Origin of the sequence: Pseudomonas mohnii (assembly GCF_900105115.1) — a bacterium.
GTDB lineage: Bacteria > Pseudomonadota > Gammaproteobacteria > Pseudomonadales > Pseudomonadaceae > Aquipseudomonas > Aquipseudomonas mohnii.
Window position 1 is genome coordinate 1,920,459 of record NZ_FNRV01000001.1, and the last position, 26,838, is coordinate 1,947,296.

Below are 26,838 nucleotides of genomic sequence, written 5' to 3' on the forward strand. Positions count from 1 at the left end.
TGCGCGCCTTCACTCGCTAACAAGGAAGTGTTGTGCCCCTGGGTTCCCCTTCACCTCGCTCGCCGCGGGTATTGGCGCTGGCCTTCAGCTCGCCGGACCTGTTCAAAAACCACGTCAACTGGCGCTACCGGGTCACCCGCCTGCCCCCTGCAGCCCATGGTCGGTCCAGCGCCCGCTATTTCGTCCAGACGCGCGGCGCCGGCAACCTCGATCAAGAACACATGCGCTCCCGCGAACTGGGCTATAACGGTTTTTTCGCCGAATGGAGCCTGGCCATGGATATGAAGCTGTTCTACGACGACGAGCGTCGAGCGATGTACTTCAGTGCGGAGCTGGCGTTTTAAGTGCTGCCTGCCCGAACCCGCAAGCCGCCTACCTTCGGCCACCTGCTGGCCCTGTTGTGCCTGGTGGTCAGTGGCTGGCTGAACAGCCCGATGGTCCAGGCCGCAGACATTCTGCTGACCGGTATTGAAGGCAGCCCCGGCGTGCAATCCTTCACCCAGGCCCTGCGCGAACTGCGACCGGGCGACAACGTACGCTTTCAACCAGTGGCCGAACTTCCGCCACCGGGCGAGCTTCACGGCGATATCCGCGTGATTCTGCTCGACCTGCCGAGCCTCGACTGGCGCCTGCAAGATACCCAAGGCCCACCGACGCTGGTGCTGCGCATCAGCCGACTGCAAGCACAGCAACGTCTGAGTGACACCCTGGCGCCTCGCCTCAGCCTGCTCTGGAGCGATCCCCCGCCGGGTCGCCAATTGCGCCTGGCCCGAATCCTCCTGCCTCAGGTCAAACGGGTTGGCGTGCTGTACGACAACCACAGTGAATTCCTGCTTAAAGAATTGCGCCAGGCGGCTCTGCCACTGGGCCTTGAGGTGGTCACCGAGCGCTGGGACAACACCCACGACAGCCGTCCGCTGCAAGCGTTGCTGAAAAACAGCGATGTGTTGCTGGGCCTCGACGATCCAGACCTGTACAACCCGAAAACCGCGAAAAACCTGTTACTCAGCAGCTATGCCCGGCAACTGGCGCTGATCGGCCCCAATGCCGGGTTCGTAAAGGCCGGGAGCCTGGCCAGCACCTACAGTGATCAGAGCGATTGGCTGGCGACCCTCGACAACCTGCTCGACCAGCCACCCGCCAGTTGGCCACGCTCGCACTACCCGTCGCGCTTCAAAGTTTCAAGCAACGCACAGGTGGCTCGCTCGCTAGGTATTGAACAGATCAATGAAGCGTCTGTCGCAGCACTGTTGGCTGAAGGAGAACGTCACCCATGAGCTTCCGTCGTCGCTGGGACATCAATACCCGGACCCAGCTCATCAGTCTCGGCCCTGCCCTGCTGCTGACACTGCTGTTAATCACCTTCTTCACGTTCGTGCGGATCCAGGACCTGCGCCAGGAGCTCAACCACACCGGCCAGTTGATCGCCAACCAACTGGCCCCGGCGACCGAATACGGAGTGATTTCCGGCAACAACGAGGTGCTCGAAAGCCTGCTCAAGGCCTCGCTGGCCACGCCCCATGTGCGCTTCCTGGAAATCCAGGACAGCGCCAACCGGATTCTGGCGTACGTCGAACAACCGTCGGAAAACCACAATCGCCCGCATCAGGTCGAAGTGTTCCAGGCACCGGTGCGGCTGCAACGGGTGCCGCTGCACAATGATTTTTTCCAGAGTGGCAAGAGCACGGCTACGGCTCCCGCCGAAGACTATCTGGGCCGGGTCATCGTCGGTCTGTCCAGTGATGCATTCAGTCAGCGCCAGCAGGAAATCCTGCTCAAGGCCGGCATCCTGGCGCTGTTCGCACTGTTGTTTACCTTCCTGATCGCCCGGCGTCTGGCAGGGAGCCTGTCGCAACCGATCCGCGACATCGGCGATGCGGTCAAGGCGATTCAGAACGGCGACTTCAAAACACCCCTGCCCATCGTCGATGACACCGAGCTGGGCGCCCTGTCACAACACATCAACAACCTCGCCAGCGGCCTCGAACAGGCCAGCCGCAAACAGCAACAGGCAATGGCGCAACTGATCAAGACCCGCGAGGAAGCGGAAAAGGCCAACAATGCCAAGTCGGATTTCCTCGCGATGATGAGCCACGAACTGCGCACGCCCATGAATGGCGTGCTGGGCATGCTGCAGTTGCTGGAAACCACTGACATGACTGAAGAGCAGGTCGAATACGCGGCACTGGCCTCGGAATCCACCGAACACCTGTTGAAAGTCATCAACGATATTCTGGATTTCTCGCGTATAGAACGCTCGGAACTGGAGCTGGAACATATTCCGTTCAACCTCGCGGACCTGATCGCTGCGTGCGCCCAGTCGTTCCAGCACAGCGCCGCGCAGCGCGGGCTCGATCTGCAGCTGCAGATCCCCGAAGACATGCGGGGGTTGCAGGTTCAGGGCGACCCGACGCGCATCCGGCAGATTCTGGTCAACCTGGTCGGCAACGCGTTGAAGTTCACCGAGCAGGGCCGGGTGACCATCGAATCCCAGTGGCAATCACTGGATCACCAATTGTTGTGGTTCACCTGCACCGTTCGCGACAGCGGGATCGGCATTTCGCCCGAAAGCCTGGAATTGATGTTCAATGCGTTCCAGCAGGCCGACAGTTCTATTTCAAGGCGTTACGGCGGCACCGGCCTGGGCTTGCCGATAGCCCGCACCCTCGCCGAACGCATGGGCGGCACCTTGCGTGCCCAGAGCGAAGAAGGTCGAGGCTCGGTGTTCACCCTGGAAATCCCGCTGGCGCTCTATCAACAGCCGCTGCCCGTGCTGTCTTCGCGCGCGCCGAGTGGCAATGGCGATGGTGAAGGACGCAATGTGTTGCTGGTCGAGGACAACCCGGTCAATCAGACCGTCATCGAAGCCATGTTGCGCAGCCTGGGCTTTACCGTCAGCGTCGCCGTCGATGGCGCGCAGGCTGTTCGCAGTGCCGAGAGCCTGATCTTCGAAGCGATCCTGATGGACTGCCGACTGCCGATCATCGACGGCTACGAAGCCACCCGACAGATCCGCCAACTGCCCGGCTGTACCGATCTGCCGATCATCGCCCTGACCGCCAATGCCTTGCAGGGCGACCGGGAAGCCTGTTTATCGGCAGGGATGAACGATTACCTGGCCAAGCCCTTCAAACGTATTGATCTTCAGCAAATTCTGCAGCGCTGGGTGCAGTAGTACAGGCCTTTGAAGCATCTGCGACTGGCGTGAAACGCGAAAGTGCGGCAGTCTTAGGCACCCGAACAGGCCCGAAAAGGGGCTTGAATAAAAATTTCAGTGCACAAGTGTACATTCATGTCCTTGGTGCTGTGACTTTCACCACAACGCAATAGTCTATGAGTAGGCTGCCGGCTCGAGGCATGAACGCTTCGATCGGCCGGGAAGATTTGCCCCACCTGCCGCATGGGACTATTGAGGAGCTCGCATGACCAAACAAAAAGCCTTTACCCGGGAAGACCTGCTGCGCTGCAGTCGCGGTGAGCTGTTCGGCCCAGGTAACGCGCAACTGCCCGCCCCCAACATGCTGATGGTTGATCGCATCACCCTGATCAGCGAAGAGGGTGGCAAGTACGGCAAAGGTGAATTGGTCGCCGAGCTGGATATCACTCCGGACCTGTGGTTTTTCGCCTGCCACTTCGAAGGTGATCCGGTGATGCCAGGCTGCCTGGGCCTTGACGCCATGTGGCAACTGGTCGGCTTTTTCCTCGGCTGGCAAGGCCTGCCAGGCCGCGGTCGCGCCTTGGGTTCGGGCGAAGTGAAATTCTTCGGCCAGGTCCTGCCGACCGCCAAGAAAGTGACCTACAACATCCATATCAAACGCGTGCTCAAGGGCAAGCTGAACCTGGCCATCGCTGATGGTTCGGTCACTGTCGACGGTCGCGAGATCTACACCGCCGAAGGCCTCCGGGTCGGCGTTTTCACCTCCACTGACAACTTCTAAGGGTTATCCGCATGCGCCGCGTCGTTATCACTGGTCTGGGCATTGTTTCGTGCCTGGGCAATGACAAAGAGACCGTCTCCGCTAACCTGCGTGCAAGCCGCCCTGGCATCCGGTTCAACCCGGAATATGCTGAAATGGGTCTGCGTAGCCAGGTTTCCGGCTCCATCGACCTCCCCCTCGAAGAGCTGATCGATCGCAAGATCTATCGCTTCGTCGGCCACGCGGCGGCTTACGCCTACCTGGCCATGAAAGATGCCATCGCTGACTCCGGCCTGACCGAAGAGCAAGTGTCCAATCCGCGTACCGGGCTGATCGCCGGTTCCGGTGGCGCCTCCACGCTGAACCAGATGGAAGCGCTGGACATTTTGCGCGAGAAAGGCGTCAAGCGCGTCGGCCCGTACCGCGTAACGCGGACCATGAGCAGCACCGTTTCCGCTTGCCTGGCCACGCCATTCAAGATCAAGGGCCTGAACTACTCCATCGCTTCCGCCTGCGCCACCAGTGCTCACTGCATCGGTACCGCCATGGAACAGATCCAGATGGGCAAGCAGGACATCGTATTCGCCGGCGGCGGTGAAGAAGAACACTGGAGCCAGTCGTTCCTGTTCGACGCCATGGGCGCACTGTCCAGCAAGCGCAACGACACCCCGGAAAAAGCCTCCCGTGCCTACGACGCCGACCGTGACGGTTTCGTGATCGCCGGTGGTGGCGGCATGGTCGTGGTTGAGGAACTGGAACACGCTCTGGCCCGTGGCGCGAAGATCTACGCGGAAATCGTTGGCTACGGCGCGACCTCCGACGGCTACGACATGGTCGCCCCAAGCGGCGAAGGCGCCATCCGCTGCATGCAGATGGCCATGTCCACCGTTGATGCTCCGATCGACTACCTGAACACCCACGGCACCTCGACTCCGGTCGGCGACGTCGCGGAAATGAAAGGTGTGCGCGCAGTCTTTGGTGACAAGGCGCCGGCCATCAGCTCTACCAAGAGCCTGTCAGGTCACTCCCTGGGCGCCGCCGGCGTTCACGAAGCGATCTACTGCATGCTGATGATGGAAGGCAACTTCATGGCGGGTTCCGCCAACATCGACGAGCTGGACCCGGAAGTGGCTGACCTGCCAGTCCTGACCAAAACTCGCGAAGATGTCGCGGTCAACACCGTAATGAGCAACAGCTTCGGTTTCGGTGGCACCAACGCCACGCTGGTACTGAAGCGCTGGCAGGGTAAGTAATACCCCGTCGCTTCGACGCATACGAAAACGCCCCGACTGGTTCGGGGCGTTTTTTTTTGCCTGGAAAACGTAAACACCTGCAGGAGCGAGCTTGCTGGCGATGCGGTTTAGCCACGCAACAATGATGTCGACTGACACGCCCTCAATACCCGCGAGCTCGGTCCCCCAGGGGATTTTGGCCAGCGTTAATCAGCGGTTTTCTTCAAGGCGAACATGAAGCTTTTGTCATGAAACTCAAGGGGCTGCGGCTGAATGTCGCAGACTGCAAGGCCTGCGAGACTTTGTCTGATTTTGCAAAAGACTGTTACCAAATTTTGTCATTTACTTAGCAAGCTAACAAAATATATAACAAAGTCCTGCACACGCCTTGCTGCAGATAACCGAGATTGGAGCTAGCAGATGACTGTCAAAGTAACTGAACGCGACGATTCACATAAATCCCACGAAGGCGTAGCCGCCGGAATCCGGATGTGGGATGTACACCAACAAGACATGCTGGTCGGGATGTTCCACTCCGAGACCGACGCACAAAACTACAGAGCCGAACTGGAATCGCTGGAGCGCAAACGCGAGCTCGCAATCGGTTGAAGTCAGACGCCAACGTCGTGCAGCCTGTCCTTTCCGGGCAGGCTGCAACCAGCTGACACGACTCATTCAATGTGAAGCACCGACAGATGAAGGGAGTCGTCAATGACTACCGAAGGGACAATACTGACGATCCGACCACCCTCAAGCTTCACCACTTCGCACTTTCCGTCCCCCATGCCGTCATTGCGGATCGAGTACTGGACCGAGGACGGGTGACGCTTGCTGAAGTCGAAATCCATGCCACAGGCAATCAAAAAGTCGATTTTCACCCCTGTCAGTTCAATCTCTTTCTCGCGCTCCCCGCCTTTCAGCGCGGCGTAATCCAGGCACAGGTTAATACCGAACGGGCACCCTGGAACCAGACTGTTAATGAAATTGCCTTCATACCCACCGAAATAACTATGCTCGGCTCGCACGCTACTGACATTTTTTACCCTGACGATGACTTCATCGAAGAGTTTAAAGAACCAATAACCGTCCCTGGACCCGACATTTTTGCCGAAATCGATACCTGACACATAACGCTTTGGCCACATCGAGATTAAAGGAACGTCAACTTCATATTCTTTGTTACTCATCGCCAGTAAATAATTAATGACCTCGTAGTAACCAGACTCCCCCTCACCGACCTTGATGAGGGTCGCACAACTCCCCCCCAGAAAAACCATCTTGCCGTATTGCTCAGCCGGCAGATCTTTCATTAATGACACGACATACTCAGGGATCTTGTCCAGATAGGCCGAGTTCAACTGATGAAGTTCTGCTTCGCTGCGAACCTCATGCCATGGCACGTTCCAGAAAAACTCCGGTAACGTAAAGAAAAGCCAGTCGGCGCCGGCATGATCTGCACGGGCTGCTTTGGCGGCGATCCGTATCTTGCGTCGCAGATATTCAATCCGGGCGTCCAGTTCACTGGTCAGATAATCGTCTATGACCTGCCCAGGCTTTCGCGCCTTGGAGAACTGGGACTTAAAAGTTGGCTGGCGTAATGAAGCAATACTGACTTGCATTGATAAATCCTTGTTTATTTTAGTTCATTCCATTTGTTCCCTTTCACACAGCACGCCCACACCTATAACTGCCGTCGCGTTCTCAAACCGAGAGCCGTCGATGAACGCCATTTAACGAAGGTTATTTTTTGGTAAAAGAAAACCCGAAAGATCGTATCGATACAATCTTTCGGGCTCAATTTATTAATGACGCAAATTACCAGCAAACATTTAAAGCCAATAGAACAACGAATCGATTACCACATCAAATCATCAGGAATCTTGTACGCTGCGTACGGATCATCTTCAACGCTGACTTCTTCGGTTTGCACGTTCAACTGCACGATGCGCTGTGGGTCGCGCTCCTGGATCTTCAGCGCTGCTTCGCGCGGAATCACTTCATAACCACCGGCATGATGAACGATGGCCAACGAACCGCTGCTGAGTTTGTTACGCATCAGGGTGTTGACGGAGATGCGCTTGACCTTCTTGTCGTCGACGAAGTTGTAGTAATCCTCGGTCGTCAGTTTCGGCAGGCGCGAGACTTCGATCAATTGCTTGACCTGTGCGGCACGGGCCTTGGCCTCGGCCTTTTCCTGCTGCTGACGGTTGAGCTCCTGGTCGCGCTTGACTTTCTCGGCCATGGCTTCCTGTGCCGCGCGCTGCTGGGAATCGTCGAGCTCAATCTGGCCCTTGTGGGCAAGGCGCTGCTGCTTCTGTTTGTCCTTGCTGACCTGCTTGGCTTGCTTCTGGTTGACCAGCCCTGCTTTGAGCAACTGGTCGCGAAGGGAAATGCTCATGGTGCTTATTACTCACTTAGGCAACTGCTCAACCGCAGTTGGGCAAATTCTTTTCCTGGCGTTTGGCTTCACCCCACAGGGCGTCCAACTCTTCGAGGGTGCAATCTTCCATGGGACGATGGGTGTCGCGCAATGCCTGTTCGATAAAACGGAAACGTCTTTCGAACTTGCCGTTGGCGCTCCGCAGTGCGGTTTCCGGATCGACCTTGAGATGGCGCGCCAGATTCACCACTGAAAACAACAGATCGCCGACTTCATCGGCAATCGCTGCCGGGTCATTGTCAGCCATCGCCTCCAGGATTTCATCGAGCTCTTCACGGACTTTATCCAGCACCGGCAAGGCATCCGGCCAGTCGAAACCGACCTGCCCTGCTCGCTTCTGCAATTTGGCGGAACGCGACAATGCCGGCAGTGCAGCCGGGACATCGTCGAGCAAGGACAGCTGTTCGGGCGCCAAAGATTTCTCCGCACGCTCTTCAGCCTTGATGGCCTCCCAGCGCTGTTTGACCTGCTCTTCATTCAGGCGCGGGACATCCAGCGGCGCATACAGATCACCGGTGGGGAACACGTGTGGATGCCGGCGAATCAGCTTGCGGGTAATGCTGTCGACCACACCGGCGAATTCGAAACGCCCTTCTTCCCGGGCCAGTTGGCTGTAATAAACCACCTGGAACAGCAGATCGCCCAACTCTCCCTGCAGGTGATCGAAATCACCACGCTCGATGGCGTCGGCGACCTCGTAGGCTTCCTCAAGGGTATGTGGAACGATGGTGGCGTAGGTTTGCTTGATGTCCCACGGGCAACCGTACTGCGGGTCGCGCAGGCGGTTCATGAGGTGCAGCAGGTCTTCGAGTGAATACATCGTTCAATCTCTGTCCGCTCCCTGTGGGAGCGAGCCTGCTCGCGATGGATCAGAGGGCGGTGCGTTCATCCAGACAGCACGCGTCATCGTTAACGTCCATCGCGAGCAGGCTCGCTCCTACAGTGAAGCGCTCCCGTTTTATGGCGTACGGTTACGCCGGGTCTCAATAATGTTCGGCAACTGGGAAATCCGCCCCAGCAACCGCCCCAGCGCATCCAGGCCCGGAATCTCGATGGTCAGGGACATCAGTGCGGTGTTGTCCTCTTTGTTCGAGCGTGTGTTGACCGCCAGCACGTTGATGCGCTCGTTGAGCAGCACCTGCGAAACGTCACGCAGCAGACCGGAGCGGTCGTAAGCGCGAATGACGATGTCCACCGGGTAAGTGAGCACCGGCACCGGCCCCCAGCTGACCTGGATGATTCGCTCTGGCTCGCGCCCGGCCAGTTGCAGCACCGAGGCGCAGTCCTGGCGGTGAATGCTCACGCCACGGCCCTGGGTGATGTAACCGACGATCGCATCGCCCGGCAACGGTTGGCAGCAACCCGCCATCTGGGTCATCAGGTTGCCGACGCCCTGGATCTGGATATCGCCGCGCTTGCCCGGCTTGTAACCGGTGGCCTTGCGCGGAATCAGTTCCAGCTGCTCGTTGCCCCGCTCCGGCTCGACCAGTTGCTGCGCCAGGTTGACCAGTTGCGCCAGGCGCAGATCGCCAGCGCCGAGAGCGGCGAACATGTCGTCGGCAGTCTTCATGTTGGCCTTGTCGGCCAGCTTGTCGAAATCCACCTGCGGCAGGCCGAGGCGATTGAGCTCACGCTCCAGCAGGGTCTTGCCGGCGGCGACGTTCTGGTCGCGCGCCTGCAATTTGAACCAGTGAACGATCTTCGCTCGCGCCCGTGACGTGGTGACGTAACCCAGGTTCGGGTTCAGCCAGTCCCGGCTCGGAGTTCCGTGCTTGCTGGTGATGATCTCGACCTGCTCACCGGTTTGCAGGCTGTAGTTGAGCGGCACGATGCGCCCGTTGATCTTGGCGCCACGGCAGTTGTGACCGATCTCGGTGTGCACGCGGTAGGCGAAGTCCAGCGGCGTCGCGCCCTTCGGCAAGTCGATGGCGTGACCGTCAGGGGTGAAGATGTAGACCCGATCGGGTTCGATATCGACCCGCAACTGCTCCGCCAGGCCGCCGATGTCGCCCAGTTCTTCATGCCACTCGAGCACCTGACGCAGCCAGGAAATCTTCTCTTCGTAGTGGTTGGAGCCGGATTTGACGTCGGTGCCTTTGTAACGCCAGTGCGCGCAAACACCCAGTTCGGCTTCTTCGTGCATGGCGTGGGTGCGGATCTGTACTTCCAGCACCTTGCCTTCCGGGCCGATCACCGCCGTGTGCAGCGAGCGGTACCCGTTCTCCTTGGGGTTGGCGATGTAGTCGTCGAACTCTTTCGGAATGTGCCGCCACAGGGTGTGGACGATACCCAGCGCGGTGTAGCAGTCGCGCATTTCCGGGACCAACACGCGAACGGCGCGCACATCGTAGATCTGGCTGAATTCCAGACCCTTGCGCTGCATTTTGCGCCAGATCGAATAGATGTGTTTGGCCCGACCGCTGATGTCGGCCTCGACACCGGTGGCCTGCAATTCGTTTTTCAACTGGCTCATCACATCGCTGATGAAGCGCTCGCGATCCAGGCGCCGCTCATGGAGCAGCTTGGCGATCTGCTTGTACTGATCGGGCTCGAGGTAACGGAAGGACAAGTCTTCCAGTTCCCATTTGATATGACCGATACCCAGACGGTGGGCGAGCGGCGCGTAGATGTCGAAGACTTCACGTGCCACGCGGTTGCGCTTCTCGTCATCGGCGGTTTTTACCGCACGAATCGCACAGGTACGTTCCGCCAGTTTGATCAGCGCGACGCGAACGTCATCGACCATGGCCACGAGCATTTTGCGCAGGTTTTCCACCTGGCCCTGAGCGCCCATCACCATGGATTTACGTGGGCTCAGGCTGTCGCTGATCGCCGCCATGCGTTGAACGCCGTCAATAAGTTTGGCCACCACCGGACCAAAGCGCTGGCTGACCGCTGGCAATTGGATCTGGCCTTCGCGTACGCCACGGTACAAGACCGCGGCGACCAGCGAATCCTGATCGAGTTTGAGGTCGGCGAGAATCTCGGCGATCTCAAGGCCGGTGCGGAAACTCGAGTTTCCTTCCGACCACAGGTTCTTCGCCGCATTGGCTTGTTGTTCGGCCTCGCGAGCGTACTCGCAGGCTTCTTTCAAGGCTTCGCGATCCAGTGCCAGATCGACACTGACCGCATGATCGAGCCAAGCCTCGAGATTGATACTGCCGTCGGTGTTGATCGGCTGGTGTGCTCTCACCTGTACCATCTTGCTTACCTTCCCTACGACGCAGATTCAATGCGTCAAAATCGCTGACCTTCGTTGCCCGTGAGCCCACGCGGGGCTGGTGCGCGGCTGCACAGGCGGGCCAGTCGGACCAGTCGGACCAGACGAGCATCCTAGCTCGCTTCAAATAACGCCATGGCCTCGACATGCGCCGTCTGAGGAAACATATCGAGAATCCCGGCACGTTTTAACCGGTAGCCCTGCTTGATCAATTCGACCGTGTCGCGCGCCAGAGTTGCCGGGTTGCAAGACACATACACCAACCGTTCGGCGCCCAGAGATTTGAGCTTGCGCACAACCTCGAAAGCACCGTCACGCGGTGGGTCCAAGAGTACCGCACAAAAGCCTTCGGCGGCCCATTCGGCGTCGGTCAAAGGCTGGGATAAATCGGCCTGAAAAAACTTCGCGTTATGCAGATTATTGCTAACGGCGTTCGCGGCTGCCCGCTCGACCATCACCTGCACACCTTCCACTGCTACCACCTCACGTACGGACTGCGCCAGCGGCAAGGCAAAGTTGCCCAGGCCACAGAACAGGTCGAGAACCCGTTCATCCGCTGTCGGCTTCAACCATTCCAGCGCCTGGGCGACCATCGCTTCGTTGACTCCGGCGTTGACCTGAATGAAATCCCCGGGCCTATAGGCCAGCTCCAGATTCCACGATTCCAGGCGATAGCCCAACGACTGGCCGGCCTCGACCGGTTGCGGCTCGCCGTCACCGTGCAGCCACAACTGGGCTTCATGCAGCGCGCAGAAATCCTTGAGGATGGTCATGTCACTTTCGGACAACGGCGCCATGTGCCGCAGCAACACGGCCAGCGATGAACCGCTGAACAACTCCACATGGCCAAGCGCCTGGGGTTTGCTCAAACGCCGCAGCATTTCCGGCAAGCCGGTCATGATGGGCTGCAAGGGTTGTACCAGCACCGGGCATTGATCGATGGCGACGATGTCCTGGCTGCCGGCGGCGCGGAAACCCACTTCGAGTTTTTTCGCCTTCATGTCCCAGCGCACAGCCACTCGGGCACGGCGACGATAAGCGAATTCCGGACCGCTTAAAGGAGGCGCCCATTCTTCGGGTTCGACGCCAGCGACCTTAGACAATTGCTCGGCGAGCATGCGCTGTTTCAGGGCAAGTTGTTCGTTGTGTGGCAAATGCTGCACGCTGCAGCCACCGCAACGCCCTGCATGGGCGCACGGCATCGGGCGGCGCAGCTCGCTGGCCTTGAACACCCGTTCGGTGCGTGCCTCGACCACTTTGCCGTGGGCACCGAGCACGCGCGCCTCGATTTCTTCACCGGCCAACGCGCCGATGACGAACCAGGTGCGGCCTTCGAAAAACGCGATACCGCGACCGTCATTGGCCAGGCGCTCGATGGTCAGGCGCTGCTTTTTGCCGGTCGGGACTTGCGGGGCCTTGCTGCCGCCGGTGGGCTGGAAGCGCAGGCCTCTCTCATGCTTGGCCATCAGTTGGGCGCGTCGAATATGCCGGTCGACAGGTAACGGTCGCCACGGTCGCAGATGATCGCGACGATCACCGCGTTTTCAACTTCTTTGGACAGACGCAGCATTGCCGCCACGGCACCGCCCGAGGATACGCCGCAGAAAATGCCTTCTTCGCGGGCCAGGCGACGGGTCACGTCTTCGGCTTCGCTTTGGGCCATGTCGACGATACGGTCCACACGATCGGCCTGGTAGATCTTCGGCAGATACTCCTGGGGCCAGCGACGGATGCCCGGGATCGCCGAGCCTTCCATTGGCTGCAAGCCGATGATCTGCACGCTCTCGCTCTGCTCTTTCAAATAGCGCGAGACGCCCATGATCGTGCCAGTGGTGCCCATGGAGCTGACGAAATGGGTGATGGTGCCCTGGGTCTGGCGCCAGATTTCCGGGCCGGTGGTGGTGTAGTGCGCTTCAGGGTTATCCCCGTTGGCGAACTGATCCAGCACCTTGCCACGGCCTTCGGCTTCCATGCGCTGGGCAAGGTCGCGGGCGCCTTCCATGCCTTCTTCCTGACTGACCAGAATCAGTTCGGCACCGTAGGCGGTCATGGCCGCCTTGCGTTCGGCGCTGGAGTTGTCCGGCATGATCAGGATCATCTTGTAACCCTTGATCGCGGCGGCCATGGCCAGCGCGATTCCGGTATTACCCGAGGTCGCCTCGATCAGCGTATCGCCGGCGTGGATCTGCCCGCGCAGCTCGGCGCGAGTGATCATCGACAGCGCCGGACGGTCCTTGACCGAACCCGCCGGGTTGTTCCCTTCGAGCTTGAGCAAAAGGGTGTTGCTGGTAGTGCCGGGCAAGCGCTGCAAACGGACCAGCGGAGTGTTGCCGACGCAATCGGCGATGGTTGGGTACTGCAAGGTCATGGCGTATTCGCAATCCAGACTGCGGGGGCGCCTATCATACCGGCAAACCGGGTCAGGCCATATCACGCAAAGTGTGGTGCTTATGGCTTATGGGTATAAGGATGATTTTGACTCCCGCGTTTTGACGGGAACAGGCACAGGGTGGATGTCATTAAATAGCCATCATCCGCCCTCGACCCCTATCACCGAAAAACTCACTCCATCAGAAATTTCCTGCAACTCATGACGACATGCATGAACTAGTTGGCAATGCTTTTCATGGATAGTCTTTTGTAACGCGAAATATGCACTTCATACGGTTTCGCGACACCCATCACATTGGCAACTACTTCAAATGAGCACTTAGATGAAAACACTTTTTTCGCTTTCCCTCGCCAGCCTGATGTTGGCGAGCACTCAAGCTTCAGCAGTATGTATTAGCATTCTTAATACCTACAACGGGTCTGTACCCGCCAACTCGTTCGTTATAGCACAAGGCCCTTTTACGATTACCAGTGCAAACGGATGTCGGCAGGCCAACATTTCCGCCACTATTACCGCCTCAGGCGCTGGCTCTGCCCCAAAGCTATACATTGATAGACAAACTGGTTCAACCTGGACTCAAGTCGCCGGCGGCCGTGGCAATACTGCTTCAGTACTTGGCCCGCTGGGGACTTACAGGGTACGCCACGAGAATACGCTTAATACACAAAGACAATACTCCGGGACCACACGCTATGCTCGATGAGCAATAGCTTGTCGGTACCCATCAATACTGCCGGGTACCGACTTACTCAAGCCTGAATGCTGATGAACAGATCATTTCCGGATGAGTTCGCAAAATAGGAGAGTGCGTTTATCGCCTGATTGGCGCCCAGCAGCATTCTCGTCACGATCTTGAATGACTCCTGATGAGCATACATAGGCCATTCGCGGGCGTATGCCTTGTTATCACCCAGCATCTGGTTAAACATGGCAATAGCATTATACTTGGCGTCCTTCTCAGTTTGATGACCATTTTTATCAGTCGCCATATTCCCCGATATAAAAGCGCAAGCCACGTGTTCATCTATCAAATCAAGCTCACTGAGCCTTGATCCAATCCTTGCGAGCTGGTTGGTACTTATCGACGTAAAATCGCATCCCTTTATCAATTCTTTCAACGCCTCTATTTCAGACTCGCTTGTCAAATTCAATACATCAGCAGCATCAGAGGCTTTAGTTATTGTATGAGAATTTTTTGTTTCGTAAGGATTCTTGATGACATAGGCATCAGCCTGCATTGATAGGGCGGGTGTTCTTATTATGACATCCATTAGCGGTCCTCCTTCATATTGATCTGCAAGGTAGGTATCGCCCGTCACATTAAAGCCTTGAGGTCGCTTCTCTCATTTCAGAACTCTCATACACCAAGCACTTCTCGCAATGTAGGATATTTCCGAGTCAGTTGTATGAGCACAGCCCCAATCCGGCTTTTGCCATATTAAACTGGCGTTTTATCAGCCAATAACCGCATATTAATCCGCAACCCATGCTTGGTGTTCTGCGCCCAAAGATTCCCTCCCTGACGTTGCACCGCATTCCTCGCAATACTCAATCCCAACCCAAAACCTCCATCCCCTGGCCGCGAGCCGTCGAGGCGGGTAAATGGCAGGAAGATCCGCTCCAGATCGGCTTCCGCCACGCCGCTACCCTGATCCTCCAGCCACAGATGCCAATAGTCACCCTCACGCTGCCCGGCAAGCCGGACAATGCCACTGGAAGGTGAATGGCGAATCGCATTACGCAGCATGTTTTCCAGCGCTTGAGCCAGCGTATTGAGATGTCCGCGAACCCAACAGGACGCATCCACCGTGCACTGCAGTTGATGCGCCGGCCAGCCACTTTCATAGCAGGCGTTTTCCGCGAGCATTTCCCACAGCGCCTGAACCTGGATCGCTTCATCGGGCAGTCGGGTGCGCTCGGTGTCGAGCCAGGCCAATTGCAATGTGTCTTCGACCAGGCGTTGCATACCGTCGACTTCGCGTCCTATGCGTTCGCGCAGTTGCGTCAGACTTTGTTCGCTTTCACTGGCTACTCGCAGGCGGCTCAGCGGCGTGCGCAATTCATGGGACAGATCGCGCAGCAATTGCTGTTGCAAAGCCACCGTGCTTTGCAGGCGCTCGGACATGTGATCGAACGCCCTGCCCAGCTCGCCCAATTCATCCGCTCGATTGGTGGTGCTGCTCGACAGTCGCACATTTAATTGGTCTGCACGCCAGGCATTGGCCTGCTCACGCAGGTGATTGAGCGGCACCACCAGCAGACGGTAAAGGCCGACACACAGCAGTAATGTGAACAGCCCCGGAATCACCCCATTGGTGATCACACGCCAGAAGACTTTGTAGCGCCCCGGCATGAACCGCTGGGGCAACTCGATGACCAGGCTGCCGGCGTAAGGATCGCCGGGAAACGGCAGACGCAGCCACGGCAGGCCCTTGCGGTGAATGGGCCAATCGACACGACGCAGAAAGGTCAGGTGCTGGACTTCCTCGTCGGTCAGAGGCTGGCTGCTCAGCGACTGCAAATCTCCATCGATGACGCCAACCCAGCCCGACTCCTGCAGTTGCATTTTTTTCAACCAGCCATCGACGCCCGCCTGCCGCCCCTGCTGCCACGCCTGCTCGGCTTCGGAGGCATAGCGGTTCAAGGTGCTGCGAGCCTCATCTGACAGATACTGGTTTTGCTCTTCCATATAGCGCCCCCAGGACCAACTCAACCAGATCATCAGCAAACAGAACGCCACTAACAGGCAAGCCAGTTTCCAGAACAGCGAATGCCGGCCCGGCAAGTTATAGGTCATCGCTGACACTCAAGGTGTAACCCTTGCCCCAGACCGTGCGCACTTCCCGCTCGGTGTAATCGATGGCCTTGAGCTTGCGGCGAATCTGGCTGATGTGCATGTCCAGGCTACGGTCATGGGCTGCGTAGCCGCGTTGCAGCACATGCTGATAAAGGAAAGCCTTGCTCAACACTTCGTCGCCGTTGCGATTCAGGGTTTCCAGCAGCCGATATTCGCTACGGGTCAGGCCGGCAGCCTGCCCGCCATAAATAACGTCGAAGCGCTCATCATCGAAACGAAGACTGTCCACCGCAGGAGCAATCGCTTCCGGCATCGGTCGACGGTCGAGTGCGACCCGGCGCAGGATCGCCTCGATTCGCACCCGCAACTCGAGCATGCTGAAGGGTTTGGGCAAGTAATCATCGGCACCCAAACGAAAGCCGCTGATCCGATCCGCCTCGGCGCCGAGCGCGGACATCAACAACACTGGAGTGGAATGGCTCCGGCGCAGTTGCGTCAGCACCGACAATCCATCCAGCCCCGGCAGCAAAATATCCATCAGCACCACATCGAACGCTTGCTCGCGGGCCGCGTTCAGGCCTTCCTGGCCGTTCTGGCACCAGGTCACCTGAAAGCCGCTACGGCCCAGATGCTCATGAACATAAGCACCAAGGACGAGGTCGTCTTCAATGGAAAGGATGCGGGGGGAGCCAGCTGCAATGGGCGTCATGAGTATCTGCAAATAATTCTCAGTTGATAATTATTCAAGATTGTGCCGACGACGGCAACCCAAGGCCATGTCCTCAACGCAAAAGTGTCGGGCTGACCGACGAATGACGACATCAATTTTACAAAGATTGCCCGCCTGCAAATCGCTACACTGCGCAAGTGGTACGTGCCGGAAGCACGTGCAGCTCTATAAATAGCGGGATGCAGGAGAGATGCGTGCTCAAGAAACTGGGAATTAAAGGCCGCGTGCTGTTGCTGACCCTGTTGCCGACCAGCCTGATGGCCTTGGTTCTGGGCGGTTATTTTACCTGGATGCAGCAATCCGACCTGCAAACCCAACTCATGCAGCGCGGCGAAATGATCGCCGAGCAACTGGCACCGCTGGTGGCTCCGGCCATGGGGCACAAGAACAGTGAGTTGCTTGAGCGCATCGCCACGCAGTCCCTGGAACAACCGGATGTGCGTGCGGTGACCTTCCTCGCGCCGGACCGCACGCCATTGGCCCACGCGGGCCCGACCATGCTCAACCCGGCACCGCTGGGTGATGGCTCGCAAATGCTGCGCCGCAGTGGCAGCGACGCAACGCGTTATCTGCTTCCGGTATTCGGCAAGCACCGCAACCTGGCCGGCGACCTGATTCCCGATGAAGCCGACCGCCTGCTGGGCTGGGTCGAGCTCGAACTGTCCCACAACGGTATGTTGCTGCGCGGTTATCGCAGCTTGTTTGCCAGCCTGTTGATGATTGCGGCCGGCCTGAGTGGCGCGGCGCTGCTGGCATTGCGCATGGGCCGCACCATCAATCGACCGCTGACTCAGATCAAGCAAGCCGTGGCTCAGCTCAAGGATGGGCATCTGGAAACCCGTCTGCCCCCCTCGGCAGCCAGGAGCTGGACGAGCTGGCGTCAGGGATCAACCGCATGGCTGGCACCCTGCAAAATGCCCAGGAAGAATTGCAGCACAGCATCGATCAGGCCACTGAAGACGTGCGTCAGAACCTCGAAACCATCGAAATCCAGAACATCGAACTCGATCTGGCGCGCAAGGAAGCGCTGGAGGCGAGCCGGATCAAATCCGAGTTCCTGGCCAACATGAGCCATGAAATTCGTACGCCGCTCAACGGCATTCTCGGTTTCACTCATCTGCTGCAAAAAAGCGAACTGACCCCGCGCCAGCTCGACTACCTGGGTACCATCGAAAAATCAGCCGACAACCTGCTGGGGATCATCAACGAGATTCTCGACTTCTCGAAAATCGAGGCCGGCAAACTGGTGCTCGACCATATTCCGTTCAACCTGCGCGACCTGCTGCAGGACACCCTGACCATCCTCGCCCCCGCCGCCCACGCCAAGCAGTTGGAACTGGTGAGCCTGGTCTACCGCGACACACCGCTGTCGCTGGTGGGCGATCCGCTGCGGCTCAAACAGATCCTCACCAACCTCGTGAGCAACGCGATCAAGTTCACCCGCGAAGGCACCATCGTCGCCCGGGCCATGCTCGAAGACGAACACGAAGACAGTGTGCAACTGCGCATCAGTATTCAGGACACCGGCATCGGTCTGTCTAACCAGGACGTACGCGCGCTGTTCCAGGCCTTCAGTCAGGCCGACAATTCGCTGGCGCGGCAACCGGGTGGCACCGGTCTGGGGCTGGTGATTTCCAAGCGCCTGATCGAACAGATGGGCGGAGAAATCGGCGTCGACAGCACGCCGGGAGAGGGGTCGGAATTCTGGATCAGCCTCAGCTTGCCCAAGACCCGCGACGATGCCGAAGACCTGCCCGGCCCTCCACTGATGGGACGACGCGTGGCGGTACTGGAAAACCACGAACTGGCCCGCCAGGCGTTGCAGCACCAATTGGAAGACTGTGGACTCGACGTCACACCGTTCAACACCCTGGAAAGCCTGACCAACGGCGTGACCGGCGCCCACCAGACCGAACAGGCGATCGATCTGGCGGTATTGGGTGTCACCAGCAATGACATGCCGCCGGAACGCCTGAACCAGTACATCTGGGACCTCGAGCACCTGGGCTGCAAAGTGCTGGTGCTGTGCCCGACCACTGAGCAGACGCTGTTCCATCTCTCGGTACCCAACCCTCACAGTCAACTGCAGGCCAAACCGGCCTGCACCCGTAAACTGCGTCGTGCGCTGTCCGATCTGGTCAACCCGCGCCAACTGCGCAGCGAACCCGAAGAACCGGTTTCCAGCCGCGCGCCAAAGGTGCTGTGCGTTGACGACAACCCGGCCAATCTGCTGCTGGTGCAAACCCTGCTCGAAGACATGGGCGCCAAGGTGCTCGCGGTGGAAAGTGGTTATGCCGCGATCAAAGCGGTGCAGAGCGAGACGTTTGATCTGGTGCTGATGGACGTGCAGATGCCCGGCATGGATGGGCGCCAGAGCACCGAAGCGATCCGTCAGTGGGAGAGCGATCGTCATTGCACGCCATTGCCCATCATCGCCCTCACCGCCCATGCCATGGCCAACGAAAAACGGGCGTTGCTGCAAAGCGGCATGGACGACTACCTGACCAAACCGATCAGCGAGCGGCAACTGGCGCAAGTGGTGCTGAAATGGAGTGGCCTGGCGCTGCGCAACCAGCATCCGGAGCGCTTGGGCGACAGCCACGGCAGTGCCTTTGAGTTGCAGGTGCTCGATCACGATGAGGGTTTACGCCTGGCGGCGGGCAAGGCCGACCTGGCGGCGGACATGCTGGCGATGCTGTTGGCCTCGCTGGAAGCCGACCGTGAAGCGATCCGTCAGGCTCAGGAAAGCCACGACCACAATGCCCTGATCGAACGGGTCCATCGTCTGCATGGCGCCACCCGCTATTGCGGCGTTCCACAACTGCGCGCCGCCTGCCAGCGCAGCGAAACCCTGCTCAAGCAACAGGACCCGAGGGCCTTTGGCGCTCTCGAAGAACTCGACCGGGCGATCAATCGCCTGGCCGTCCAGGCGCGGATCAACGCCTGATGCACTTTCCAGGAGGACAACATGCGCACGATTCTTTTCAGCAGCCAGACCTACGACCGCGACAGTTTTCTCGCCGCAGACCTGCCCGCCGATATCGAGTTGCACTTTCAATCGGCACGCCTGAGCCTCGATACGGTGGCATTGGCCGAGCAGCACGAGGTGGTCTGCGCCTTCATCAATGATGACCTCGGCGCCCCGGTGCTCGAACGCCTTGCTGCGGGCGGCACCCGGCTGATCGCCCTGCGCTCGGCCGGTTACAACCATGTCGACCTGGCGGCGGCGAAACGCCTGGGGCTGGCGATTGTGCGCGTCCCGGCCTATTCGCCGCACGCGGTGGCCGAACATGCGGTGGCACTGATATTGGCGCTCAACCGCCGCTTGCACCGCGCCTACAACCGCACCCGCGAAGGCGATTTCAGCCTGCACGGGCTGACCGGTTTCGACCTCGTGGGCAAGACTGTCGGCGTGGTCGGCACCGGGCAAATCGGCGCGACCTTCGCCAGAATCATGAACGGCTTCGGTTGCAAGCTGTTGGCCTACGACCCTTTTCCCAACCCCGAAGTCGAAGCACTGGGCGCTCGTTATCTGAGCTTGCCGCAACTGCTGGCCGAGTCGCAGATCATCAGCTTGCATTGCCCGCTCAACAAAGAGAGCAAACATTTGATCAACCGCGAATCACTGGCGCACATGCAGCCGGGCGCGATGCTGATCAACACCGGACGCGGTGGCTTGGTGGATACACCTGCGTTGATCGATGCCTTGAAGGATGGTCAATTGGGTTATCTGGGGCTGGATGTCTATGAGGAGGAAGCGCAGCTGTTCTTCGAAGACCGTTCCGATTTGCCATTGCAGGACGATGTGCTGGCGCGACTGCTGACGTTCCCCAACGTGATCGTGACCGCGCACCAGGCGTTCCTGACCCGCGAAGCCCTGGGCGCGATTGCCGCGACCACCCTGCAGAACATCGCGGCATGGATGGCAGGCAACCCCGAAAATCGGGTCGAGGGCGACTGAACCTGATCGAAGGTCATATGCCCGCGCCATGCTGCGCGTATGCCCGTGCTAGCATATCGCGCATATTTGGAGGACCCATGGTCGAACACGATTTCCGCTACAACCTGATGAACCCGCAACACACCCTCACCGAATGCCGCGCCCTGGTGCCGGGGCGTTATCAAGTCACCGGCAACGGCGGCTCGATTCGTAACAACGACGTGCTGATCGTGACCCTCAAAGGCGCCAAGGACTTGTCCATGCGCCTGACCGTCGAAACGGTTCGCCACCTGATCAACCCGCCCGGCCAATGGGTCGCGGTGGCCAGTGGTCCGGTGTTCGGCGAATTGGCGATCCACACTTGGCAAGTGAACTGTGACAGCTGCGCCAAAGAATTGAGTTTCGAGTTCGCGGTCGACGCCAAACTGGGCAATAAAGCGGAAAAACCTGCGGCCACTGCGCGGATTGCCGAGCTGGGCTGGAAGTCCGTTGGCGAGAAACACCTGTGCCCGAAATGCCAGGAGCCCGCGTGATGAAACGCCTCGCTCTGACCGCGATGGTCGGTGCCAGCCTGTTTGGCTGCGCCGCCGAGCCGGTGCAATTGCAACAAAATCGTAGCTACATCCTGGAGTGGATCGGCGAACGTCCCCTGATGGATTACAGCCACCTGACCATCACCCTCGCTGACGACGGTCGGGCCTACGGTAGCGGCGGCTGCAACCACTGGTTCGCGCCGTACACGCTGGAAGGCAACAAGCTCAGTTTTGGCAAAGTCGGCAGCACCCGCAAACTCTGCGCGCCGGCGCTGATGGAGCAAGAAAAACGTTTCCTCCAGGCGCTGGAGAATGTACAGCGTTGGGACGTTTCGCCGATTGACCAGATGCGCTTCTGGCCGGCTGAAGGCAAGCCGCTGCGCTGGTGGCTTGAAGAAGGTTGATCAACCCCCTGTCCCGCTCATGTGAATGACTGTGGCGAGGGTGCGGCGATCCGACAGCCCCTCGCCACAAGCGTTCACATCGTTAAAGTCAGTTTTTAGCCTGCAACGCCTCCAGCTTCGCCATCACCCCCGCCGCCGTTTGCTCGCCCATCAATTGTTCGCGCACCTTGCCCTTGTTATCGATGATGTACGTCACCGGCAACGCCTCGCTGCGTGGAAGTTCGAACAAATCGGCTGGATCCTGCGCCAACACGGTGAACTTGATCCCGAGTTTCTCGCTGGCACCTTTCAGATCTTCGCCCTGTACATTGTCGAAATTGACCCCGAATACACCGATCTTCTTGTCCTTGAGTTGGTCGGCCAAGTGGTTCAATTCCGGAATCTCGGTGCGGCACGGGCCGCACCATTCCGCCCAATAGTTGAGTACCAGCCACTTACCGTCCAGACGATCGGCGGCGACTTTCTGTCCGTTCTGGTCAATGCCGTAGTCATTACCGCAACCCCCCAGCATCAACGCCCCGATGATCGTCAATGCCGCTGCCAGTCGCCTTGTCATGTCGTGTTCCTTGTCAAAAATTGAATGCGCCTGCGACCCATCGCCTCTCGCGGTTCAGGAATGCGCGCTGCACAGTTAGAATAGCCGCCACCTTACGCAAGATGCGACCCGCTCATGACCGATCTGACGCTTTATCACAACCCGCGCTGCTCGAAATCCCGCGGTGCGCTCGAACTGCTTGAATCCCGTGGCCTGACGCCGTCGGTGGTGCGCTACCTCGAAACGCCACTGGACACCGCACAAATCCAGAGCCTGCTGGGCAAACTCGGGATCAGCGCCCGACAACTGCTGCGCACTGGCGAGGACGAGTACAAGAGCCTCAACCTGGCCGACAGCAGCCTGAGCGAGGCGCAATTGATCGCCGCCATCGCCGCTCACCCTAAACTGATGGAGCGTCCGATTCTCGAAGTCGGCGACAAAGCCGTCATCGGCCGTCCGCCGGAGCAGATTCTGGAGCTGCTGCCGTGACTGCGCCCTACATTCTGGTGCTGTACTACAGCCGCAGTGGCTCGACCAACGAAATGGCCCGGCAGATTGCCCGGGGCGTCGAACAGGCCGGCCTTGAGGCGCGGTTGCGCACGGTGCCGGCGATCTCCACCGAATGCGAAGCCGTATCGCCAGAGATTCCGGACGAAGGCGCGCTCTACGCCACCCTCGACGACCTGAAGAACTGCGCCGGCCTGGCAATGGGCAGCCCCACCCGCTTCGGCAACATGGCGGCGCCGCTCAAGTATTTTCTCGACGGCACCAGCAACCTGTGGCTGACCGGCGCCCTCGTCGGCAAACCGGCCGGGGTCTTTACGTCCACGGCGAGCCTGCATGGCGGCCAGGAAACCACGCTGCTGTCGATGATGTTGCCGTTGCTGCACCACGGTATGCTGATTACCGGCCTGCCGTATAGCGAATCGGCGCTGCTGGAAACCCAGGGTGGCGGCACACCGTATGGCGCCAGCCACCATGCGGGTGCCGACGGCAAAAGCGCTCTGGATGCCCATGAAGTGGCGCTGTGCCGCGCGCTGGGCTCACGCCTGGCCAAGACTGCCCAGAAACTGGAGCGCTGAAGTGGCCAAGAAGCCGAAGATCCTGCCTTCCATCGAGTGGCTCGCCCCCCGGGTCCGGGCCATGCGTTTCATCAGCCTGCTGTGCTTTTTCGGGCTGGTGGGGCTGCTTTGCGTCTACTACCTGGCGGTCGCCGATCTGCACGGTGCGCGGCCTTGGGTGATCCTGCTGATCGAACTGGTGCCGCTGCTGTTGCTGGCGCCGGGAATGATCATCGGCAGCGCCCGTGGACATTCATGGATGTGCTTTGTGGTGAACCTGTATTTCATCAAGGGCGCGTTGGCTGCCTATGACCCGAACCGGCAGATTTTCGGCTTGCTGGAGATGGGCGCGAGCCTGGCCGTGTTCTGCTCGGCACTGTTGTATGTGCGCTGGCGGTATCAGTTGAACCGCAAGCGGGCGGGCGAAGGCGAAATCTCTGCCGCCTGATCTGAAGCCATCGCGGGCTCGCCCGCGATAGTTCGACTCGGTCTCAATGATTCACGGTGTAAGCCAGCATCATCGAAATCTGGCTCATCGGCCGTCCGCCACTTTCCTCATGCCACTGGTTGAACACACCCTGCACCAACGCCAGATCCCGCTGGCTGCTGGGCACCTTGTCAATGATGTTCTGCGCATTCAATGCCGCCACCACGTCATAGCTCGGCACAAAGGTGTCTTTGCCAACCATGCGAAGAAAACGCGGCGCCGACAGACCGCCCAACTGATGGCCACGCTTTTTCAGGAAGGTCCAGAGCCCGACGATATCGGTCACCGGCCAATCGGCGATCATCGCGCCGAAGCTGCCCTTTTCATGGGCCACATCCAGTACGAACTGCGCATTGCGCGGCACGCTCTTGAGCTTGCCCAGGTGGCGGATGATCCGCGCGTCCTGCATCAGGCGCTCCAGGTGTTCGGCGCTCATCAGCACGACTTTTTCCGGGTCAAACTTGAAGAATACCTCTTCGAAGGCCGGCCACTTGGCGTCCACCAGGCTGTGCTTGAGCCCGGCGCGGAATACACGCAACGCCATGGTCGAGAGGTAGCGATCGTCGCCGATTTTGCGCAATTGCGCCGGGGTCTTGGGAACGGGCAGATGGGCTTCCAGTTCAGCCGCCGAACCGAAACGGTTCAAGCAGTATTCGTTCAGCCACTTGTAGTCGCGCATGCCCTCTCCTGAGGATTGAAACGAAAGCCAAATACAGGAGCGAGCTTGCTCTCTCCTGTATTGATTGTGGTTAGAGATTGACCACATTGACGAAGCGCGAAGCCGCCGTTTCGTCGATCTTGAGGTTGGTGAAGTCGAACAGGTTGCGGTCTGCCAATTGCGACGGGATCACGTTCTGCAGACTGCGGAAAATGCTCTCGGTACGACCCGGGGTCTTGCGCTCCCAGTCCTGCAGCATTTCCTTGACCACCTGACGCTGCAGGTTTTCCTGGGAGCCGCAGAGGTTGCACGGGATGATCGGAAATTGCTTGAGGTCCGAATAGGCCTGGATGTCTTTTTCGTTGCAGTAGGCCAGAGGGCGGATCACCACGTTGCGGCCATCGTCGGCGCGCAGTTTTGGCGGCATGGCCTTGAGCGACCCGTTGAAGAACATGTTCAGGAAAAACGTCTCGACAATGTCGTCACGATGGTGGCCGAGCGCCATTTTGGTCGCGCCGATTTCGTCGGCGAAGGTATAGAGCGTGCCGCGACGCAGGCGCGAGCACAGCGAGCAGGTGGTCTTGCCCTCCGGAATCAGCTCCTTGACCACCGAGTAAGTGTCTTTCTCGACAATGTGGTACTCGATGCCCAGCTCTTTGAGGTAGGCCGGCAGCACGTGCTCAGGGAAGCCCGGTTGCTTCTGATCCATGTTCACCGCCACGATCTCGAACTTGATCGGCGCCACCTTCTGCAAGTGCATCAGCACATCGAGCATGGTGTAGCTGTCCTTGCCACCGGACAGGCAGACCATGACTTTGTCACCGTCTTCAATCATGTTGAAGTCGGCAACTGCCTCACCGGCCTGACGGCGAAGGCGCTTTTGCAGTTTGTTCTGGTTGACCGTAAGAGTGCCCATGACGCGAAATCCGTGAGGTGTGACGAAAGGCCGGCATTTTACGCAAAAACACTCCGCTGGCGAAGGCCCTCGGGGCCCATGTGGCCAGCGAGCCAGCTCCCTCCCCGTAAATTCGGTCCTGCACAGACTCTACGGCGATTAAGACGCGCGTTTACAGCGCGATTTGCTCTAATACCCCTACTCCCTCAAGGGAAACTCCTTCCTATACTGCGACATAAGGTCGCATTCATATCCAGACCTGTAACTTACTTGGCCAATTTGGCCCGTAAGCGCTCCACTGGGGGGCGACGGTAAAAACAAGAGGAGTGACTGGCATGATCCATCACGTAGTGGGGCTTTTCACCCACCCTGATCAGGAATGGAAAGAAATCCGTGGCGACCAGGAGGAAAGCATCAGCCACATGTACCTGACCCACACACTGATTCTGGCGGCGATTCCCGCGGTGTCGGCGTTTATCGGCACCACACAGGTCGGCTGGGTCATCGGCAATCGAGCGCCGGTGATGCTGACCCAAGAGAGCGCGCTATGGATGACCATCATGTCGTACCTGGCCATGCTGGGCGGCGTGGCAGTCATGGGCGCGTTCATCCACTGGATGGCCCGCACCTATGATGCCAATCCAAGCCTGGCGCGTTGCGTGGCATTTGCCACCTACACCGCAACCCCGCTGTTCATTGGCGGCCTTGCGGCACTGTACCCGCACATGTGGCTGGGAATGATCGTCGGCACTGCGGCGATCTGCTACACCGTTTACCTGTTGTATGTCGGCTTGCCGACGTTCATGAACATTCCATCCGACGAAGGCTTTCTGTTTTCCAGTTCAGTACTTGCCGTAGGCCTGGTGGTGCTGGTGGCCATCATGGCGTTCACCGTGATCGTCTGGGGACTCGGCGTGGGGCCGATCTATACCAATTAGCAACACACCCTCCAAAAACTAGATCTGCCGACACACCGGCCGCCGCAAGGCGGCCTTTTAATGCCTCCAGTACAGACAACGGCAACAACCATTCGGCGCTTCGGCGATTCGCAAGGCTCGAGGGTTGCGGCATACTCGACACCTCTGGAGATCCATCAAGCATGCCCGAGCAACTCAATATCCGCGTCGAAGACTGTTTCCAACAAGCCGAATCCTTTTTCAAACGAACTTTCAAACGCCCCGTGGTAAGCCTCAAGCTGCGCGGGCAAAAAGCCGGTGTCGCGCATCTGCACGAGAACCTGCTGCGCTTCAACCCGCAACTGTATCGGGAAAACACCGAAGATTTCCTCAAGCAGACGGTAGCCCACGAAGTCGCGCACCTGATTGCCCATCAACTGTTCGGCGACCGCATCCAGCCCCATGGCGAAGAATGGCAATTGATCATGCGTGGCGTGTACGAACTGCCGCCCAACCGCTGCCACACCTATGACGTCAAACGCCGCAGCGTGACCCGTTACATCTATAAATGCCCGTGCGCAGACAGTGACTTTCCGTTTTCGGCGCAGCGCCATAGCCTGGTACGACAGGGCCGACGGTATTTGTGTCGGCGGTGTCGAAGCACGTTGGTGTTCAGCGGGGAAATGCGGGTCGAGTAGTGG

At 58.8% G+C, this 26,838-nt stretch carries 25 protein-coding genes and 2 pseudogenes; 15 read left to right on the forward strand and 12 right to left on the reverse strand.

Features of this window, described 5'->3' with window-relative positions:
* Nucleotides 1-80: 80 nt before the first annotated feature.
* The 6 genes and pseudogenes from BLV61_RS09015 to BLV61_RS09040 form a co-directional block, all read left to right on the forward strand.
* Nucleotides 81-302 (forward strand): annotated as a pseudogene (locus BLV61_RS09015) (TonB-dependent receptor); the annotation flags it as partial.
* 45 nt (nucleotides 303-347) lie between these two features.
* The gene (locus tag BLV61_RS09020; protein ID WP_425272117.1) at nucleotides 348-1,277 is read left to right on the forward strand and encodes an ABC transporter substrate-binding protein; all 930 of its coding nucleotides are present in this window, start codon (nucleotides 348-350) and stop codon (nucleotides 1,275-1,277) included.
* Nucleotides 1,274-3,175: an ATP-binding protein gene (locus BLV61_RS09025; protein WP_090464323.1), complete on the forward strand. Its 1,902-nt coding sequence runs from the start codon at nucleotides 1,274-1,276 to the stop codon at nucleotides 3,173-3,175. Before BLV61_RS09020 ends, BLV61_RS09025 begins: the two co-directional genes overlap by 4 nt.
* A 247-nt stretch (nucleotides 3,176-3,422) precedes the next feature.
* Nucleotides 3,423-3,938 (forward strand): 3-hydroxyacyl-[acyl-carrier-protein] dehydratase FabA, encoded by a 516-nt coding sequence (gene fabA, locus BLV61_RS09030; RefSeq protein ID WP_047532222.1) that lies wholly within the window; start codon nucleotides 3,423-3,425, stop codon nucleotides 3,936-3,938.
* An 11-nt stretch (nucleotides 3,939-3,949) separates the two neighbouring features.
* A complete protein-coding gene (fabB, locus tag BLV61_RS09035; protein WP_047532224.1) occupies nucleotides 3,950-5,170 on the forward strand; it encodes a beta-ketoacyl-ACP synthase I in 1,221 nt (406 codons plus the stop codon).
* A gap of 399 nt (nucleotides 5,171-5,569) precedes the next feature.
* Nucleotides 5,570-5,758 carry a hypothetical protein gene (locus tag BLV61_RS09040; protein ID WP_047532226.1) on the forward strand — a complete coding sequence of 63 codons (189 nt, stop codon included), beginning with the start codon at nucleotides 5,570-5,572 and terminating at the stop codon, nucleotides 5,756-5,758.
* Between the two features lie 62 nt (nucleotides 5,759-5,820).
* Here BLV61_RS09040 and BLV61_RS09045 read toward each other — a convergent pair whose 3' ends face one another.
* The 9 genes from BLV61_RS09045 to BLV61_RS09085 form a co-directional block, all read right to left on the reverse strand.
* Nucleotides 5,821-6,768, reverse strand: a complete 948-nt coding sequence (locus tag BLV61_RS09045) for a hypothetical protein (protein ID WP_090464326.1) — start codon at nucleotides 6,766-6,768, stop codon at nucleotides 5,821-5,823.
* A gap of 236 nt (nucleotides 6,769-7,004) precedes the next feature.
* A complete protein-coding gene (locus BLV61_RS09050; protein WP_007988773.1) occupies nucleotides 7,005-7,547 on the reverse strand; it encodes a DUF2058 domain-containing protein in 543 nt (180 codons plus the stop codon).
* A gap of 28 nt (nucleotides 7,548-7,575) precedes the next feature.
* On the reverse strand, nucleotides 7,576-8,409 hold the full coding sequence (mazG, locus tag BLV61_RS09055; RefSeq protein ID WP_047532232.1) for a nucleoside triphosphate pyrophosphohydrolase: 834 nt from the start codon (nucleotides 8,407-8,409) through the stop codon (nucleotides 7,576-7,578).
* A gap of 138 nt (nucleotides 8,410-8,547) precedes the next feature.
* A complete protein-coding gene (gene relA / locus BLV61_RS09060; RefSeq protein WP_047532234.1) occupies nucleotides 8,548-10,791 on the reverse strand; it encodes a GTP diphosphokinase in 2,244 nt (747 codons plus the stop codon).
* Between the two features lie 131 nt (nucleotides 10,792-10,922).
* Nucleotides 10,923-12,275, reverse strand: coding sequence for a 23S rRNA (uracil(1939)-C(5))-methyltransferase RlmD (rlmD, locus tag BLV61_RS09065; protein ID WP_047532236.1), 1,353 nt, complete (start codon nucleotides 12,273-12,275; stop codon nucleotides 10,923-10,925).
* Nucleotides 12,275-13,177, reverse strand: a complete 903-nt coding sequence (cysM, locus tag BLV61_RS09070; RefSeq protein ID WP_047532238.1) for a cysteine synthase CysM — start codon at nucleotides 13,175-13,177, stop codon at nucleotides 12,275-12,277. Before cysM ends, rlmD begins: the two co-directional genes overlap by 1 nt.
* Before the next feature lie 773 nt (nucleotides 13,178-13,950).
* On the reverse strand, nucleotides 13,951-14,472 hold the full coding sequence (locus tag BLV61_RS09075; RefSeq protein WP_047532240.1) for a hypothetical protein: 522 nt from the start codon (nucleotides 14,470-14,472) through the stop codon (nucleotides 13,951-13,953).
* Nucleotides 14,473-14,639: 167 nt separating this feature from the next.
* Complete coding sequence (locus BLV61_RS09080; protein WP_090464329.1) at nucleotides 14,640-15,998, reverse strand: sensor histidine kinase; 1,359 nt, start codon at nucleotides 15,996-15,998, stop codon at nucleotides 14,640-14,642.
* Nucleotides 15,988-16,707 (reverse strand): response regulator transcription factor, encoded by a 720-nt coding sequence (locus BLV61_RS09085; RefSeq protein WP_090464332.1) that lies wholly within the window; start codon nucleotides 16,705-16,707, stop codon nucleotides 15,988-15,990. The genes BLV61_RS09080 and BLV61_RS09085 overlap by 11 nt, the downstream gene beginning before the upstream one ends.
* Nucleotides 16,708-16,922: 215 nt before the next feature.
* Between BLV61_RS09085 and BLV61_RS09090 the strand changes: the two are divergent.
* The 4 genes and pseudogenes from BLV61_RS09090 (at nucleotide 16,923) to BLV61_RS09105 (ending at nucleotide 21,605) form a co-directional block, all read left to right on the forward strand.
* Nucleotides 16,923-19,675: pseudogene (locus BLV61_RS09090) on the forward strand (response regulator).
* Between the two features lie 21 nt (nucleotides 19,676-19,696).
* Nucleotides 19,697-20,689 (forward strand): 2-hydroxyacid dehydrogenase, encoded by a 993-nt coding sequence (locus BLV61_RS09095; RefSeq protein WP_047532247.1) that lies wholly within the window; start codon nucleotides 19,697-19,699, stop codon nucleotides 20,687-20,689.
* 77 nt (nucleotides 20,690-20,766) lie between these two features.
* Nucleotides 20,767-21,201, forward strand: a complete 435-nt coding sequence (locus BLV61_RS09100; protein WP_090464336.1) for a hypothetical protein — start codon at nucleotides 20,767-20,769, stop codon at nucleotides 21,199-21,201.
* On the forward strand, nucleotides 21,201-21,605 hold the full coding sequence (locus tag BLV61_RS09105; RefSeq protein ID WP_090464339.1) for an META domain-containing protein: 405 nt from the start codon (nucleotides 21,201-21,203) through the stop codon (nucleotides 21,603-21,605). The genes BLV61_RS09100 and BLV61_RS09105 overlap by 1 nt, the downstream gene beginning before the upstream one ends.
* Nucleotides 21,606-21,693: 88 nt before the next feature.
* Here BLV61_RS09105 and BLV61_RS09110 read toward each other — a convergent pair whose 3' ends face one another.
* A complete protein-coding gene (locus BLV61_RS09110; RefSeq protein ID WP_047532251.1) occupies nucleotides 21,694-22,161 on the reverse strand; it encodes a TlpA disulfide reductase family protein in 468 nt (155 codons plus the stop codon).
* A 114-nt stretch (nucleotides 22,162-22,275) separates the two neighbouring features.
* Between BLV61_RS09110 and arsC the strand changes: the two genes are divergently transcribed.
* Genes arsC through BLV61_RS09125 form a run of 3 tightly spaced genes read left to right on the forward strand, consistent with a single transcriptional unit; the run spans nucleotide 22,276 to nucleotide 23,649 of the window.
* Nucleotides 22,276-22,629, forward strand: a complete 354-nt coding sequence (gene arsC / locus BLV61_RS09115; protein WP_090464342.1) for an arsenate reductase (glutaredoxin) — start codon at nucleotides 22,276-22,278, stop codon at nucleotides 22,627-22,629.
* Nucleotides 22,626-23,222 (forward strand): NAD(P)H:quinone oxidoreductase, encoded by a 597-nt coding sequence (gene wrbA / locus BLV61_RS09120; protein WP_047532255.1) that lies wholly within the window; start codon nucleotides 22,626-22,628, stop codon nucleotides 23,220-23,222. The genes arsC and wrbA overlap by 4 nt, the downstream gene beginning before the upstream one ends.
* Nucleotide 23,223: 1 nt before the next feature.
* On the forward strand, nucleotides 23,224-23,649 hold the full coding sequence (locus tag BLV61_RS09125) for a DUF2069 domain-containing protein (protein ID WP_090464345.1): 426 nt from the start codon (nucleotides 23,224-23,226) through the stop codon (nucleotides 23,647-23,649).
* Between the two features lie 43 nt (nucleotides 23,650-23,692).
* On the opposite strand, the gene BLV61_RS09130 is transcribed toward BLV61_RS09125, so the two are convergent.
* A complete protein-coding gene (locus BLV61_RS09130; protein ID WP_090464348.1) occupies nucleotides 23,693-24,367 on the reverse strand; it encodes a DNA-3-methyladenine glycosylase I in 675 nt (224 codons plus the stop codon).
* A 70-nt stretch (nucleotides 24,368-24,437) separates the two neighbouring features.
* Nucleotides 24,438-25,262 carry a tRNA 2-thiocytidine(32) synthetase TtcA gene (gene ttcA, locus BLV61_RS09135; protein ID WP_047532261.1) on the reverse strand — a complete coding sequence of 275 codons (825 nt, stop codon included), beginning with the start codon at nucleotides 25,260-25,262 and terminating at the stop codon, nucleotides 24,438-24,440.
* Between the two features lie 314 nt (nucleotides 25,263-25,576).
* Between ttcA and BLV61_RS09140 the strand changes: the two genes are divergently transcribed.
* Together BLV61_RS09140 and BLV61_RS09145 are read left to right on the forward strand one after the other, a co-directional pair.
* Nucleotides 25,577-26,179, forward strand: coding sequence for a Yip1 family protein (locus BLV61_RS09140; RefSeq protein ID WP_047532264.1), 603 nt, complete (start codon nucleotides 25,577-25,579; stop codon nucleotides 26,177-26,179).
* Nucleotides 26,180-26,340: 161 nt separating this feature from the next.
* Nucleotides 26,341-26,835 carry a SprT family zinc-dependent metalloprotease gene (locus BLV61_RS09145; protein WP_047532266.1) on the forward strand — a complete coding sequence of 165 codons (495 nt, stop codon included), beginning with the start codon at nucleotides 26,341-26,343 and terminating at the stop codon, nucleotides 26,833-26,835.
* Nucleotides 26,836-26,838 lie beyond the last annotated feature (3 nt).